Genomic DNA, 14,308 nt, shown 5'->3' on the forward strand with positions numbered 1-14,308 from the left:
GTTTATTCCAGCAGCGCGGCGGCCACCAGTTTTTTTGTATAGGGATGCTCGGGCGCGTCGAGCACCCGCTCCACCGCCCCGGTTTCGAGGATGGCCCCGTCCTTCATCACGATGACCTGGTGCGCCATCGCCCGGATCACCTCCACGTCGTGCGTGATCAGCAGGTAGCTCAAGCCTCGCTCGCGCTGCAGCCGCTGCAGCAGCGCCAGCACCTGCTTCTGGATGGTCACGTCGAGCGCGCTGGTGGGCTCGTCGAGCACCAGCAATTGCGGATCGACGATCAGCGCCCGCGCAATCGCCAGCCGCTGGCGCTGGCCGCCCGAGAATTCGTGCGGATAGCGGTCGAGCAGCGACGGAAACTGCGCCTCGCTCAGCCCGACATCGGCCAGCGCCGCGAGCGAGCGCGTCCGGCGCGCCTGCACATCGAGCTGTGGCGCATGCACGCGCAGCCCCTCCCCCACGATCTGCTCGACCGTCATGCGGGGCGACAGCGACGAGAACGGGTCCTGGAACACCACCTGCATCACGCGGCGCAGGCCCAGGTCGGACGCGCGGTCGACCGCCCAGTCCTTGCCCGTGACCTTCAGTGCCCCCTGATGACGCAGGAGCCCCAGCGCCGCCAAGGCGAGCGTCGACTTGCCCGACCCCGACTCCCCGACCACGCCCAGCGTCTCGCCCGGCGCAATGCGGAAATCGGCGCCCTGCACCGCCACGAACTCGCCCTTGCGAAACCAGCCGCCGATGCCCGGCCTGGGCACCGGATAGATCACCCGCAGCGCCTTCGCCTCGAGAACCGGCGCGCCGCCGCTGGCCGCCACCGGCGCCACGTTGCGCTCCGGATGGCTTTCGATCAGCTTGCGCGTGTAGGGGTGCTGCGGCGCCTCGAACACCGTCGCGACCGCGCCGTGCTCGACGATGTGCCCGTTCTCCATGACCGCCACGCGGTCGGCGAAACGGCGCACCAGGTTCAGGTCGTGCGTGATCAGCAGCACCGCCATGCCGTGCTTGCGCTGCAGCTCGGCCAGCAGCTCGAGGATCTGGGCGCGCACGGTCACGTCGAGCGCAGTGGTCGGCTCGTCGGCCAGAAGCAGGCGCGGTTTGCAGGCCAGGGCCATGGCAATCATGGCGCGCTGGCGCTGGCCACCCGAGAGCTGGTGCGGAAACGCCTGCGCGCGCCGCGCCGGCTCCGGAATGCCGGTGTCGGCCAGCAGCTGCACGGCGGCGGCATGCGCGGCGCGGGCCGACAGCCCTTCGTGCAGCTCCAGCACCTCGGCAATCTGGTCGCCCACGGTGTAGAGCGCGTTCAGCGCGGTCATGGGCTCCTGGAAGATCATCGCGATTTCCTTGCCGCGGATGCCGCGCAGCTGCCGCTCCGGCAGCGAAATCAGGTCGCGCACGTCTTGCGCACGCTCGCCGCCGTACAGCTTTGCAACGCCTGCGACATCGGCGTTCTGCACCAGCCGCAGCAGCGACAGCGCGGTCACGGTCTTGCCCGAGCCCGATTCGCCGACCAGCGCCAGCTTTTCGCCAGCGCCGATCTGGAAGTCGATGCCGTGCACCACCTCCTTGTCGCCGAACGCCACGCGCAGGCCCCTCACGTCGATCAGGGGGGGGTTCACCAGGGTGCTGCTCATCACTTGTCCGCCTTGCGTGGGTCGAGCGCATCGCGCAGCGCGTCGCCCATGAAGGTCAGCAGCATCAGCGTGACGACTAGCACGCCGAAGGTGGACAGGGAGATCCACCAGGCGTCGATGTTGGCCTTGCCCTGGCTCAGCAATTCGCCGAGCGACGGCGTGCCCGGCGGCACGCCCAGGCCCAGGAAGTCGAGCGAGGTCAGCGCCAGGATGGCCGCGCTCATGCGAAACGGCAGGAAGGTGACGACCGGCACCATGCTGTTGGGCAGGATGTGGCGCCACATGATCTGCAGGTTGCTCACGCCCAGGGCGCGGGCGGCGCGCACGTAGTCCATCTGGCGGTTGCGCAGGAACTCGGCGCGCACGTAGTCGGCCAGGCCCATCCAGCCGAACAGGCTCAGCAGGATGAGCAGCAACGCCACGCTGGGCGCGAAGATGGCGCTGAAGATGATGAGCAAATACAGCTCTGGCATCGAGCTCCAGATTTCGATGAAGCGCTGGAACGCCAGGTCGATCTTGCCTGCGAAGTAGCCCTGCACCGCCCCCGCCGCCACGCCCAGCACCGTGCCGATGGCCGTGAGCGCCAGGCCGAACAGCACGCTCACGCGAAAGCCGTAGATGAGCTGCGCCAGCAGGTCGCGGCCGCGGTCGTCGGTGCCGAAGAAGTTGTCGCCGGTCGGCGCCGCCGGGCTGGGCGACTTGGCGAAGTAGTTCAGCGTCTTCGGGCCGTAGGGGTTGGGCGCGTAGACAGCCCAGTTGTCGCCCTGCGTGATGCGTTCGCGGATGAACGGGTCGAGGTAGTCGGCCGGCGTCTCGAAGTCGCCGCCGAAGGTCTTCTCGGAATAGTCGCGCAGCACCGGAAAGTAGGTGTGGCCTTCGTAGCGCAGCACCAGCGGCTTGTCGGTGGACAGCACCTCGGCGAACAGGCTCAGCACCACCAGCACGGTGAAGATCACCAGGCTCCAGAAACCGAGCCGGTTGCGCTTGAAGCGCAGCCACGCGCGGCGCCCGGGCGAGATGTGCGCGGCCTTGGCCGCCGGTGCGGCCTGTGCCTCCAGGCCGCTCGCGACGGCGCCGCCGATGACGCCCTCAGTCGAATTTGACACGCGGGTCCACCCATACGTAGCAGAGATCGGAAATCAGCTTGGTCACCAGGCCGATCAGCGTGAAGAGGTAGAGCGTGCCGAGCACCACCGGGTAGTCGCGGCGGATCACGCTCTCGTAGCCCAGCAGGCCCAGCCCGTCGAGCGAGAACAGCGTCTCGATCAGCAGCGAGCCGGCGAAGAAGGCGCCGATGAAGGCCGAAGGCAACCCCGTGATGATCGGGATCAGCGCATTGCGGAACACATGCTTCCACAGCACCTGCCGCTCGCCCAGGCCCTTGGCCCGCGCCGTCAGCACGTACTGCTTGCGGATTTCCTCGAGAAAGGCGTTCTTGGTGAGCATTGCCGTCACGGCGAAGCTGCCGAGCACCATCGCGGTGACGGGCAAGGTGATGTGCCAGAGGTAGTCGACGATGCGCGCGCCCCAGCTCAGTTCGTCCCAGTTGGCCGAGGTGAGCCCGCGCAGCGGAAACCACTGCAGCTGCCCGCCGAACACCACGAGCAGCGCCACGCCGAGCACGAAGCCCGGAATGGCATAGCCGACCAGCACGATCAGCGTGCTGATCAGGTCGAAGCGCGTGCCCGCCCGCACCGCCTTGGCCACCCCCAACGGCACAGCCACGCCGTAGCTGATGAAGAAGGTCCACAAGCCCAGGCTGATGGAGACCGGCAGCTTCTCCAGGATCAGCGTCCACACGTCCTTGTTCTGGAAGAAGCTCTTGCCGAGGTCGAATCGCGCGAACTGGCCGAGCATCTGCAGCAGGCGCTCGTGCGGCGGCTTGTCGAAGCCGTAGAGCGCCTTGATCTGCTCCAGCCGCTTGGGGTCCACGCCCTGGTTGCCACGGTAGCTGCCGCCGCCGGACTCGAAACCGCCCCCGCCACCGCCCCGCCCCGCCGTCTTGGCTTCGGCCAGGTACTGCTCCACCGGGCCGCCAGGCACGAACTGGATCACGAGGAAAGTCACGAGCATCACGCCGAGCAGCGTCGGAATGAAGAGCAGCAGGCGCTTGAGGACATAGGAGAGCACGGCCGGTTTCCTTCTCTTCTATTTCTGTTCTGTTTCTGCCTAGGGGGCGGACTTGCGCGGCGGCTTGGCCCACCACGTGCCCATGACCCAGTCCTCCCCATTGGAATACGGCGGCATGGGCGACTTGAACGCAAGCCGCCAGTCGTCGTACACGATGCGGTGCGAGGTCAGCGTCCACTGGGGAATTAGGTAGTGGCTGTGCATGATCACGCGGTCCAGCGCGCGGCAGGCGGGCATCAGTTCAGCCTTGGTGTCGGCGTCGACGATGTCCTTCAGCAGTGCATCGACCGCGGGCGTGGACACGCCCATGTAGTTGCCCGAACTCTCGGTCTTGGCCGCCTTGCTGCCGAAGATCTCGAGCAGTTGCTGGCCCGGGTTGTTGGTGCCCGGAAAGTTGATGGTCGTGACGTCGAAGTCGAAGCGGTCGAGCCGCTCCTGGTAGAGCGCGAAGTCGACTGTGGCGAAGTTCAGCGTGATGCCGAGCTTCTCGAGATTGCGCATCCACGGCGACACGGTGCGCACGCCGCCTTCCTTGCTGTCGAGATACTCCAGCGTCATGGCCTCGCCCTTGGCGTTGCGCAGGGCGCCGTCGCGGTATTCCCAACCGGCCTCTTTCAGCAGGTCGCGTGCGCGGCGCAGGTTGCTGCGCAGCGAGCGGCCTTCGCCTTCGGTGACGGGCGGCGTGTACATCGGGCCGAAGCTCGCATCGGGGATCTTGCCCCGCCAGGGCTCGAGCAGCGCCTTTTCTTCGGGCGACGGCAGGCCCTGGGCCTCGCAGTCGGTGTTGCCGAACAGGTCCTTCACGCGCGGATAGCCGTTGTAGAACATCTGGCGGTTCATCCACTCGTAGTCGAGCGCCAGGCCCAGCGCCTCGCGCACGCGCGCGTCGCTCAGCTTGCCGCGCCGGCTGTTGAGCACGAAGCTCTGGAAGCCCGAGGGCTTCTTGTGCGCGAACTCGTGCTTGACGAGCTCGCCGGTGTTGAAGCGCTTGCCGTTCACCCGGCGCGCCCAGTCGCCGGCCGAATAAAAGCTCATCATGTCGAACTCCCCGGCCTTCAGCGCCTCGAGACGAGCCGTGTTGTCCTTGTAGATCTTGATGGTGATGCGGTCGAAGTTGTGCGTGCCGCGGTTCACCGGCAGGTCGCGGCCCCAGTAGTTCGCATCGCGCACGTAGGTGATGTCTTTGCCGAAGCGCACCGGACCGATCTTGTAGGCGCCGCTGCCGATCGGAATGTCCATCACCACCTGGTCGAAGGGCTTGGCCTTGCCGTTCTCCATGCCCCATGCGCGGCTGAAGACCGGCAGGCTGCCCACGATCAAGGGCAGCTCGCGGTTGACGGTCTTGAAGCGAAAGCGGATGGTGCGCGCGTCTAGCACGTCGGCACCGTCCACCTCCTGCAGCAGCGTCTTGTAGCCCGGCGAGGTGAAGGGACCGATGAGGGTGTCGTAGCTGTGCTTCACGTCGGCCGCCTCGACCGGGCTGCCGTTGTGGAACTTCGCCTCGGGCCGCAGGCGGAAGGTGACGCTGCGGCGGTCGGGGGCCACGGTGACGTCTTCGGCCAGCAGGCCGTAGCCCGAGGCGGTCTCGTCCATGGAGCCGGTCAGCAGCGTGTCGAACAGCAGGCTGTCGAGGTAGGCCGGCGCCGCGCCCTTGATGGTGAAGGGGTTGTACTTGTCGAAGGTGGACACGCGCAGGTTGCTCACCAGTCGCAGTTCGCCGCCCTTGGGGGCGGCCGGGTCGACGTAGTCGAAGGCTTGGAAGCCGGGGGCGTACTTGAGGTCGTCCCAGAGCGCATATCCATGCGCGGCCCACGCGGGAACCGCACACACCATCAACCACCAGACCCTGAGAAACCGCATGCGAGAATTCTGCCCAAGATTTTCACGAGGCAACTTCATGGGCTTTCTTTCCGGCAAAAAACTGTTGATCACCGGCGTGTTGAGCAATCGCTCCATTGCTTATGGCATTGCCAAGGCCTGTCATGAACAGGGCGCGGAGCTCGCCTTCAGCTATGTCGGCGAGCGATTCAAGGACCGTATCACCGAATATGCCGCAGACTTCGGCTCCAAGCTGATTTTCGATTGCGACGTGAGCGACGACGCGCAGATCGACAAGCTCTTCGCCGACCTCGCGCAGACCTGGCCCAAGCTCGACGGCTTCGTGCACAGCATCGGCTTCGCGCAGCGCGAGTCGATCTCCGGCGACTTCCTCGAAGGGCTGTCGCGCGAGGGCTTCAAGATCGCGCACGACATCAGCGCCTACAGCTTCCCGGCCATGGCCAAGGCGGCCCTGCCCTACCTGAACGACAAATCGGCCCTGCTCACGCTGACCTACCTGGGCGCGGAGCGCGCGCTGCCCAACTACAACACCATGGGCCTGGCCAAGGCCTCGCTCGAAGCGTCGGTGCGCTACACCGCCGCGTCGCTGGGCCCGAAGGGCATGCGCGTGAACGGCATCAGCGCCGGCCCGATCAAGACGCTCGCGGCCAGCGGCATCAAGGGCTTCGGCAAGATGCTCGCGGCCGTGGCCGATGCCTCGCCGATCCGCCGCAACGTGACCATCGAAGAGGTCGGCAATGTCGCCGCGTTCCTGCTGAGCGACCTGGCCAGCGGCGTGACGGCGGAAATCACCTACGTCGACGGCGGCTTCAGCAACGTCGTCGGCGGGATGGCCGAGTAACCGTCCACCAGCCCCTGCGCGCGACCGCCCGCCGGTCGCCGTCAGCTATTTATTTCATAGCATCTTGCTGAACCGACGCTCCCTCCTGCTTGCTGCCTTCGGCGTGATCGCGGCGCCTGCCGCATGGGCGCGCGAGGCCGCGCCGTCGCTGATGCTCGCGGACGTCTACCGCCCGGGCATGTCGCTCGCCGACTACTGGGTCAGCGAGAAATACGACGGCGTGCGCGGCTACTGGGACGGCAAGCAGCTGTGGACACGCGGCGGTGAGCGGGTCGTGGCCCCGGCGTGGTTCACCACGCCGCTGCCCAGGCAGCCGCTCGACGGCGAGCTGTGGGCGGGGCGCGGGCGCTTCTCGCATGCGGTTTCCACCGTGCGCAGCCAGACCCCGAACGATGCCGCCTGGCACGAGATGCGCTTCATGGTGTTCGACCTGCCCGCGCAGGCCGGCGACTTCACGACACGCCTGGCGGCGTTGCGCAAGCTGCTGCCCATCACCGATGCCCCGTGGGCGGTCGCCGTGCCGCAAGAGCGCGCCACCACGCACGAAGACCTGCAGGCGCTGCTGGACAAGACGGTGAAGATGGGCGGCGAAGGCCTGATGCTCCACCGCGGCAGCTCGAGCTACCGGGCCGAGCGCAACAACGACCTGCTGAAGGTCAAGCCCTACGACGACGCCGAGGCCCGCGTGATCGAGCACGTGCCCGGCAAGGGCAAGCACAGCGCCCGGGTCGGCGCGCTGGTGGTCGAGACGGCCGACGGCAAGCGCTTCAAGCTCGGCACCGGGCTCACCGACGCCGAACGCGAGAACCCGCCCGCCATCGGCAGCTGGGTGACCTACCGCTACAACGGCACCACGGCCAAGGGCCTGCCCCGCTTCGCCCGCTTCATGCGGGTGCGCGAGGGCTAGGCCCCCGCTTCTTTCTTCGGTTCGGCTACTTCACTTCACGGACGCAGTCCGCGTAGTAGCGCTTCTTGCCCGTCTCGTCGACGCGCGCCACGAGCCCGTGGATGTCGGTCTCGAAGCCAGGGCACTGCAGGTTGAACTCGCGCGAGAACCGCAGGTAGTCGACGATCTTCTTGTTGAACACTTCGCCCGGAATCAGCAGCGGAATGCCCGGCGGGTACGGCGTGATCAGGCTGGTGGTGATGCGGCCTTCGAGCTCGTCGATTTCCACGCGCTCGGTCTTGCGGTGCGCGATGTGGGCGAAGGCGTCGCTGGGCTTCATGGCCGGCGTGAGGTCGCTCAGGTACATCTCGGTCGTCAGGCGTGCCACGTCGTAGCGCGCGTACAGCTTGTGGATGTGCTGGCACAGGTCGCGCAGGCCGAGCTTCTCGTAGCCCGGGTGCTGCTGGCAGAACTCCGGCAGGATGCGCCACATCGGCTGGTTGCGCGCGTAGTCGTCCTTGAACTGCTGCAGCGCCGTGAGCAGCGTGTTCCATCGGCCCTTGGTGATGCCGATGGTGAACATGATGAAGAAGCTGTACAGGCCGGTCTTCTCCACGATCACGCCGTGCTCGGCCAGGAACTTGGTCACCACGCTGGCTGGAATGCCGGTCTCGGCGAAGTTGCCCTCGAGGTCGAGACCCGGCGTGACGATGGTCGACTTGATCGGGTCGAGCATGTTGAAGCCGTCGGCCAGGTCGCCGAAGCCGTGCCAGTTGCGCGGCGACTTCTTGGTCTTGCGCTTGGCATCCTTCTCGCCCTTCATGATCCAGTCTTCGGCGCGGCCGATGCCTTCGTCGACCAGCTTCTCGGGGCCCCAGACCTTGAACCACCACTCGTCCTTGCCGAACTCTTCTTCCACCTTGCGCATGGCGCGGCGGAAGTCGAGCGCTTCCAGGATGCTTTCTTCCACCAGCGCCGTGCCGCCGGGCGGCTCCATCATGGCGGCGGCCACGTCGCAGCTGGCGATGATCGCGTACTGCGGGCTGGTCGACGAGTGCATCAGGTAGGCCTCGTTGAACAGGTCACGGTCGAGCGCGCGGTTCTGCGAGTCCTGCACCAGCACGTGGCTGGCCTGGCTGATGCCGGCCAGCAGCTTGTGCGTCGACTGGGTGGCGAACACCAGCGAGTCCTTGGGGCGCACGCGGCGCTTGCCCATGGCGTGGTACGCGCCGTAGAACGGGTGGAAGGCGGCGTGCGGCAGCCAGGCTTCGTCGAAATGCAGCGTGTCGACGTAGCCGTCGAGCATGTTCTTGATGGTCTCGGTGTTGTAGATCACGCCGTCGTAGGTCGACTGGGTGAGCGTCATCACGCGCGGCTTGACGGTTTCGGGGTCCACGTGCGCGAGCAAGGGGTTGGCCTTGATCTTGGCCTTGATGGCGCTCTGCTCGAACTCGCTCTGCGGAATCGGGCCGATGATGCCGAAGTGGTTGCGCGTGGGCTTCATGAACACCGGAATCGCGCCGGTCATGATGATCGCGTGCAGGATCGACTTGTGGCAGTTGCGGTCTACCACCACCACATCGTCGGGCGCCACGGTGTGGTGCCACACCATCTTGTTGCTGGTGCTGGTGCCGTTGGTCACGAAGAAGCAATGGTCGGCATTGAAGATGCGCGCCGCATTGCGTTCACTGGCCGCCACCGGGCCGGTGTGGTCGAGCAGCTGGCCCAGCTCTTCCACCGCGTTGCAGACGTCGGCGCGCAGCATGTTCTCGCCGAAGAACTGGTGGAACATGCGGCCCACCGGGCTCTTCAGGAACGCCACGCCGCCCGAGTGGCCCGGGCAGTGCCAGGAGTACGAACCGTCTTCCGCATAGTCGATCAGCGCCCTGAAGAACGGCGGCTGCACGCCTTCGAGATAGCTCTTGGCCTCGCGGATGATGTGGCGCGCCACGAACTCCGGCGTGTCCTCGAACATGTGGATGAAACCATGCAGCTCGCGCAGGATGTCGTTCGGGATGTGGCGCGCGGTCTTGGTCTCCCCGTAGATATAGATGGGCACGTCCGCGTTCTTGCGGCGCACTTCCCCGATGAAGGTGCGCAGGTTCAGCACGGCGGGGTCGAGGTCGGGGCCGACCGTGAATTCCTCGTCGTCGATCGACAGGATGAAGGCGCTGGCGCGGCTTTGCTGCTGCGCGAACTGGCTCAGGTCGCCGTAGCTCGTGACGCCCAGCACCTCGAAGCCCTCGCTTTCGAAGGCCTGCGCGAGCGCGCGAATGCCGAGACCCGAAGTGTTTTCGGAGCGGAAGTCCTCGTCGATGATGACGATGGGAAAGCGAAATTTCATGAGCGGGGCTCCGGACAGCAGGGAGACAAACAGGCAATGAGACGAGGCGCGAAGTGTACGGAATTCGGATGACGGATCCGGTCGGCTTTTCGCAAGACATTCGGGAGCTGTCAGGCAAGCCCTCGCCCCCGGCGCCAGTACCCCTACGCAGGACAAGCGCTTGGGCTTCATGCATCAGAATGGCGCGCATCGAACAACGAGAAGAGGAGTTGACATGGCGAATTCCACCGTCTGGTGGCTGATTGCGGGAGCCGCCATCGTGGTCGAGCTGCTCTCGGGCACCGTCTACCTGCTGCTGCTCGCCGCCGGCTTCGCGGCCGCCGCCATCGCGGCGCACCTGGGCTTCGGCACGGTCACGCAGTTGATCGTGGCGGCGGTGATCGGCGTGGGGGCCGTGCTGGCCTGGTACTCCATCCAGCGCAAGCGCCCTGCCGCCCCGCCGACGGGCACCAACCGCGACGTGAATCTCGACATCGGCGAGAGCGTGCACGTCGACGCCTGGAACCCCGACGGCACGGCCACCGTGCGCTATCGCGGCGCGCAATGGACCGTGATGCTGCCCGCGGGCCGCATCCCGTCGCCCGGCGAACACCGCGTGGTCGAGGTGATCGGCAGCCGCCTCGTGGTCGACAAGGTTTAGTCAGTCCATAGAACTCAGAAAAGGAAGCGCACCATGGAATTTTCGGTCCCTCTCATCATCCTGGTCATCGCGATCATCTTCATCAGCCAGTCGGTCAAGTTCGTGCCGCAGCAGAACGCGTGGGTGCGCGAGCGCCTGGGCAAGTACCACGGCACCATGACGCCCGGCCCCAACTTCCTGATCCCGTTCATCGACCGGGTCGCCTACAAGCACAGCCTGAAGGAAATTCCGCTCGACGTGCCCAGCCAGATCTGCATCACGCGCGACAACACGCAGCTGCAGGTGGACGGCATCCTGTACTTCCAGGTGACCGACCCGATGCGCGCAAGCTACGGCTCGTCGAACTACATCGTGGCGGTGACGCAACTGGCCCAGACCTCGCTGCGCAGCGTGATCGGCAAGCTCGAGCTCGACAAGACCTTCGAGGAGCGCGACGTGATCAACGCGCAGGTGGTCGCCGCGATCGACGAGGCCGCGCTGAACTGGGGCGTGAAGGTGCTGCGCTATGAAATCAAGGACCTGACGCCGCCGAAGGAAATCCTGCTGGCCATGCAGGCGCAGATCACGGCCGAGCGCGGCAAGCGCGCGCTGATCGCGGCCTCTGAAGGCCGCCGCCAGGAGCAGATCAACATCGCCACCGGCGAGCGCGAAGCCTTCATCGCCCGTTCAGAAGGCGAGAAGCAGGCGCAGATCAACAATGCGCAGGGCGAGGCTGCCGCCATCACCGCGGTGGCCACGGCGACCGCGGACGCCATCGAACGCGTGGCGGCAGCCATTCGCCAACCGGGCGGCGAACAGGCCGTGCAGCTCAAGGTGGCCGAGCGCGCCGTGGATGCCTACGGCAAGGTCGCGGCCGATTCCAAGACCACGCTGATCGTGCCGAGCAACATGAGCGAGACCGCGGCGCTCATCGCATCCGCGATGCGCATGGTTCAGGCGGGCAAACCGTCGAATCCGAGCTGATCTCACTGCTATACTCGTGGGCTCAGGAGCGGTGGATGAGCGGTTTAAGTCGCACGCCTGGAAAGCGTGTGAGGGTTAATAGCCCTCCGCGGGTTCGAATCCCGCCTGCTCCGCCAGAGATTGATTGTTCGTAACCGTTCGCGAACATGACGAAAGCACAGGAAGCCCAAGTTGCCACAAGCACTTGGGCTTTTTTGTTGCCTGGCGCCCGGGCCTTCTGTCATCTTGCCGCCCGGTCCAGGCGTTGCTTTGCAGCAACTGGACAACGGCATGCCGGACACTTTCGTCTGGCGTACGATCCAAACGTTTTAGTTTCAAGCCCGCAAAAGGAAGCTCGATGGCCGGACAACCGCAAACCATGCAGCGTGGCACGACACCGCTGGACCGCACCCTGCAAAAGAGCGAACAGGTGGCTGCGGACGTGCAACGGGCCTCCGACAACCTGGCCGTCGTCAGCACGGTGCTCGAGCAGGAATTGCCCGAGGAAGTACAGGTCGGCGAGGTGGCCCAGGCCATCGAACACACGAGCCAGCTCGAACAGAAACTCGCCAAGTCGGCCGAGAAGCTGGCCGAGGTCAATGCCGCGTTGAGCGAGGAAATCGAGAAACGCCTCGAAGCGACCGCCGAACGCGACGAGAGCATTGCAGAGGCCGAAGAACTCAAGGCCCGGATCCGCGCCCAAGGTTCGGATTGACGGTTCGGCGTTGCCACCTCGCTCAGTCCGTATCCTTTCTCCTACGCTGAGACAGCGTCAGGCACGCTACGCTATTGGTTCTCAAAGCGAAACCACGGCATGGCCCTCATCACGTTCCTCGTAGAGGACAACAAGACCATCAGGGACAACCTGGTCCCGGCACTCGAGGACCTCGTCAATGGCCAAGTGGTCGGCTTCGCCGAGACCGAGTCTGACGCGCTCGCCTGGCTCGACACCCACCCCGATGACTGGCAGTTGCTCATCGTCGACCTGTTTCTCAAGGAAGGCTCCGGCCTGGGCGTGCTGGCCGGCTGCAAGACCCGCAAACCGACCCAGCGCGTGGTGGTGCTGAGCAACTACGTCACGGTCGACATCCGCGCACGCTGCGCCGCGCTCGGTGCCGACGCGGTGTTCGACAAGTCGCGCGACCTCGACGCCTTCATCGAGTACTGCAACACCGACCGCCCCTCCGGCCTCGCGCCGCTCTGAACCAGAAGCCGCGCGAAACGCCGGCATTCGCCTGCGCGGCAGGCATGAAAAAAGGGCCCGAAGGCCCTTTTCTCTTTTTGGCTGATGCCGATGATCAGCGAACCACTGCGATCTGCGTGCGCGCGCCACCCTTGTAGGTGTACAGCGTCAGCGCGCCGTTCTTGATGTCGCCCTTTTCGTCGAAGGCGATCGGGCCGGTCACGCCCTTGTATTGCACCTTGCCGACTTCCGGCAGGTACTTTTCGGGGTCGGACGAACCGGCCTTGACCATGGCTTCGGCCAGCACGTTGACCGCGTCGTACACGTACGGTGCATAGATCTGCACGTCCACGCCGTTCTTGGTCTTGAACTTGGCCTTGAAGTCTTCCAGCGGTTGCTTGAAGTCGCCGTCCACGCCGCCGGCTTCAGCGCACACCACCATGTCTTCGCCGATGGCATCGCCGGCGAGCTTCGGCAGTTCGCCGGTGCACAGGCCGTCGCCGCCCATGAACTTGACGTTCAGGCCGAGTTGCTTGACCTGCTTGAGCATCGGGCCGCCGACAGCGTCCATGCCGCCGAAGAACAGCACGTCGGGCTTGGAAGCCTTCAGCTTGGTCAGGATGGCGTTGAAGTCGGTCGACTTGTCGGTCGTGAACTCGTGGCCCACGATGGTGGCACCGGCGGCCTTGGCCGACTTCTCGAACTCTTCGGCAACGCCCTGGCCGTAAGCGGTGCGGTCGTCGATCACGGCAATGTTCTTGCCCTTGAGCGTTTCGACTGCGTACTTGCCCAGCGTGCCGCCGAGTTGCGTGTCGTCAGCCACCACGCGGAACGTGGTCTTGAAGCCTTGACGCGTGTACTTGGGGTTCGTGGCCGAAGGCGAGATCTGCGGAATGCCAGCGTCGCTGTACAGCTTGGAGGCGGGAATGGTGGTGCCCGAGTTCAGGTGGCCGACCACGCCGTTGACCTTCTCGTCGACCAGCTTCTGGGCGACTGCGGTGCCTTGCTTCGGATCGCCGGCGTCGTCTTCTGCAACCAGTTCGAACTTGGCGGTCTTGTCACCGATCTTCAGGCCCTTGGCGTTCAGGTCTTCGATGGCCATCTTGGCGCCCATTTCGTTGTCCTTGCCGAGGTGGGCAATGGGACCGCTGGTGGGTGCGACGTGGCCGATCTTGACGACCAGGGTTTCTCCGGCAGGTGCGGGTGCGGGTGCAGCCGGGGCCGCAGCCGTTGGCGCGGGCGCTGCAGCGGGCGCAGCGGCTTCTTCCTTCTTGCCGCAAGCCACGAGCGTGAGTGCAGCCAGTGCGACCGCAGTCCATTTCAATTGCATGAGAACCTCCAGAACTTGGATAAAGAATAAAAAACCGGTCGTTTGATCCGGGCGCGCAGACCTCGCAAGTTTCGCGCCGCAGACCAGCGGCACCCTCACGCCCTTCCGACCTGCGGCGCAGTTTAGCCGAGGATTTAGGCGCCGGAAGCTGGCGTAGACCCTGTGTTTTCCGAGAGTTCGGCGGCCATTGCCTCGATCACCAAAGCACGCAAAACGGCTTCGATTTCATGGCGCAAACGCGGCACCATTGCATCGAGTTGATGCTGAACGGCAGCTGACACCGTGTCGCTCAAACGCTCTTCCAGCGACAGGTCCACGCGCTGCAGAACGCGGTGCAGAAGCTGCTCTTCGAGGCTGACGATTTCGGCCTGCGACAGCTGCGCGGCCGGGGGCAATGCCATGGCATTCGCCGGGTCCGCGGGGCCGGGTTGAGACACCTGCTCGACCGGCGGTTCAGGGCTTGCAGGCTCCGCCGGAATTTCCAGCACCGTGGTCAGCGTGGGAACGAACCGGGGCGGTGTGCGCAGCGTGCTGGCCAT

Annotated in this window: 13 protein-coding genes and 1 tRNA gene; 7 read left to right on the forward strand and 7 right to left on the reverse strand. The window is 65.5% G+C overall.

Annotated features, from left to right (window positions below; genetic code table 11):
• Positions 1-2: 2 nt before the first annotated feature.
• The 4 genes from QTI51_RS09250 to QTI51_RS09265 all read right to left on the reverse strand — a co-directional run bounded on the left by QTI51_RS09250 (position 3) and on the right by QTI51_RS09265 (position 5,624).
• Positions 3-1,634, reverse strand: a complete 1,632-nt coding sequence (locus QTI51_RS09250; RefSeq protein WP_116907589.1) for an ABC transporter ATP-binding protein — start codon at positions 1,632-1,634, stop codon at positions 3-5.
• The gene (locus QTI51_RS09255) at positions 1,634-2,653 is read right to left on the reverse strand and encodes an ABC transporter permease (protein ID WP_503011497.1); all 1,020 of its coding nucleotides are present in this window, start codon (positions 2,651-2,653) and stop codon (positions 1,634-1,636) included. The genes QTI51_RS09250 and QTI51_RS09255 overlap by 1 nt, the downstream gene beginning before the upstream one ends.
• A 70-nt stretch (positions 2,654-2,723) precedes the next feature.
• Complete coding sequence (locus QTI51_RS09260) at positions 2,724-3,764, reverse strand: microcin C ABC transporter permease YejB (RefSeq protein WP_116907588.1); 1,041 nt, start codon at positions 3,762-3,764, stop codon at positions 2,724-2,726.
• Positions 3,765-3,803: 39 nt separating this feature from the next.
• The gene (locus QTI51_RS09265; protein WP_116907587.1) at positions 3,804-5,624 is read right to left on the reverse strand and encodes an extracellular solute-binding protein; all 1,821 of its coding nucleotides are present in this window, start codon (positions 5,622-5,624) and stop codon (positions 3,804-3,806) included.
• Positions 5,625-5,661: 37 nt separating this feature from the next.
• Here QTI51_RS09265 and fabI point away from each other — a divergent pair, with 37 nt between their 5' ends.
• On the forward strand, positions 5,662-6,444 hold the full coding sequence (fabI, locus tag QTI51_RS09270; RefSeq protein WP_116907586.1) for an enoyl-ACP reductase FabI: 783 nt from the start codon (positions 5,662-5,664) through the stop codon (positions 6,442-6,444).
• Between the two features lie 64 nt (positions 6,445-6,508).
• Entirely contained in the window at positions 6,509-7,351 is an 843-nt protein-coding gene (locus tag QTI51_RS09275; RefSeq protein WP_116907585.1) for a DNA ligase, read from the forward strand.
• A 25-nt stretch (positions 7,352-7,376) separates the two neighbouring features.
• On the opposite strand, the gene QTI51_RS09280 is transcribed toward QTI51_RS09275, so the two are convergent.
• Positions 7,377-9,674 (reverse strand): arginine/lysine/ornithine decarboxylase, encoded by a 2,298-nt coding sequence (locus tag QTI51_RS09280; protein WP_116907584.1) that lies wholly within the window; start codon positions 9,672-9,674, stop codon positions 7,377-7,379.
• 214 nt (positions 9,675-9,888) lie between these two features.
• On the opposite strand from QTI51_RS09280, the gene QTI51_RS09285 reads away from it, so the two are divergent.
• The 5 genes from QTI51_RS09285 to QTI51_RS09305 all read left to right on the forward strand — a co-directional run bounded on the left by QTI51_RS09285 (position 9,889) and on the right by QTI51_RS09305 (position 12,460).
• The gene (locus QTI51_RS09285; protein ID WP_116907583.1) at positions 9,889-10,314 is read left to right on the forward strand and encodes an NfeD family protein; all 426 of its coding nucleotides are present in this window, start codon (positions 9,889-9,891) and stop codon (positions 10,312-10,314) included.
• A 33-nt stretch (positions 10,315-10,347) separates the two neighbouring features.
• The gene (locus QTI51_RS09290; RefSeq protein ID WP_116907582.1) at positions 10,348-11,277 is read left to right on the forward strand and encodes an SPFH domain-containing protein; all 930 of its coding nucleotides are present in this window, start codon (positions 10,348-10,350) and stop codon (positions 11,275-11,277) included.
• A 25-nt stretch (positions 11,278-11,302) separates the two neighbouring features.
• Positions 11,303-11,393 (forward strand) — tRNA-Ser (locus tag QTI51_RS09295).
• 221 nt (positions 11,394-11,614) lie between these two features.
• Positions 11,615-11,971 (forward strand): hypothetical protein, encoded by a 357-nt coding sequence (locus QTI51_RS09300; protein WP_116907581.1) that lies wholly within the window; start codon positions 11,615-11,617, stop codon positions 11,969-11,971.
• 99 nt (positions 11,972-12,070) lie between these two features.
• On the forward strand, positions 12,071-12,460 hold the full coding sequence (locus QTI51_RS09305) for a response regulator (protein WP_116907580.1): 390 nt from the start codon (positions 12,071-12,073) through the stop codon (positions 12,458-12,460).
• A 94-nt stretch (positions 12,461-12,554) separates the two neighbouring features.
• Here the strand turns inward: QTI51_RS09305 and QTI51_RS09310 are convergent, their stop codons facing one another.
• Both QTI51_RS09310 and QTI51_RS09315 read right to left on the reverse strand, forming a co-directional pair.
• Complete coding sequence (locus tag QTI51_RS09310; protein WP_116907579.1) at positions 12,555-13,769, reverse strand: branched-chain amino acid ABC transporter substrate-binding protein; 1,215 nt, start codon at positions 13,767-13,769, stop codon at positions 12,555-12,557.
• Positions 13,770-13,903: 134 nt separating this feature from the next.
• The gene (locus QTI51_RS09315; protein ID WP_116907578.1) at positions 13,904-14,308 is read right to left on the reverse strand and encodes a hypothetical protein; all 405 of its coding nucleotides are present in this window, start codon (positions 14,306-14,308) and stop codon (positions 13,904-13,906) included.

This window comes from Variovorax sp. J22G73 (assembly GCF_030317035.1).
Taxonomy (GTDB): Bacteria; Pseudomonadota; Gammaproteobacteria; order Burkholderiales; family Burkholderiaceae_C; genus Variovorax.

What these genes read in the sequence shown, in the direction of transcription:
- QTI51_RS09265 (WP_116907587.1), bottom strand. Translation starts at nt 5,624, where the DNA reads ATGCGGTTTCTCAGGGTCTGGTGGTTGATGGTGTGTGCGGTTCCCGCG.
- QTI51_RS09300 (WP_116907581.1), top strand. Translation starts at nt 11,615, where the DNA reads ATGGCCGGACAACCGCAAACCATGCAGCGTGGCACGACACCGCTGGAC.
- QTI51_RS09315 (WP_116907578.1), bottom strand. Translation starts at nt 14,308, where the DNA reads ATGGCCAGCACGCTGCGCACACCGCCCCGGTTCGTTCCCACGCTGACC.
- QTI51_RS09250 (WP_116907589.1), bottom strand. Translation starts at nt 1,634, where the DNA reads ATGAGCAGCACCCTGGTGAACCCCCCCCTGATCGACGTGAGGGGCCTG.
- QTI51_RS09285 (WP_116907583.1), top strand. Translation starts at nt 9,889, where the DNA reads ATGGCGAATTCCACCGTCTGGTGGCTGATTGCGGGAGCCGCCATCGTG.
- fabI (WP_116907586.1), top strand. Translation starts at nt 5,662, where the DNA reads ATGGGCTTTCTTTCCGGCAAAAAACTGTTGATCACCGGCGTGTTGAGC.
- QTI51_RS09280 (WP_116907584.1), bottom strand. Translation starts at nt 9,674, where the DNA reads ATGAAATTTCGCTTTCCCATCGTCATCATCGACGAGGACTTCCGCTCC.
- QTI51_RS09290 (WP_116907582.1), top strand. Translation starts at nt 10,348, where the DNA reads ATGGAATTTTCGGTCCCTCTCATCATCCTGGTCATCGCGATCATCTTC.
- QTI51_RS09310 (WP_116907579.1), bottom strand. Translation starts at nt 13,769, where the DNA reads ATGCAATTGAAATGGACTGCGGTCGCACTGGCTGCACTCACGCTCGTG.
- QTI51_RS09305 (WP_116907580.1), top strand. Translation starts at nt 12,071, where the DNA reads ATGGCCCTCATCACGTTCCTCGTAGAGGACAACAAGACCATCAGGGAC.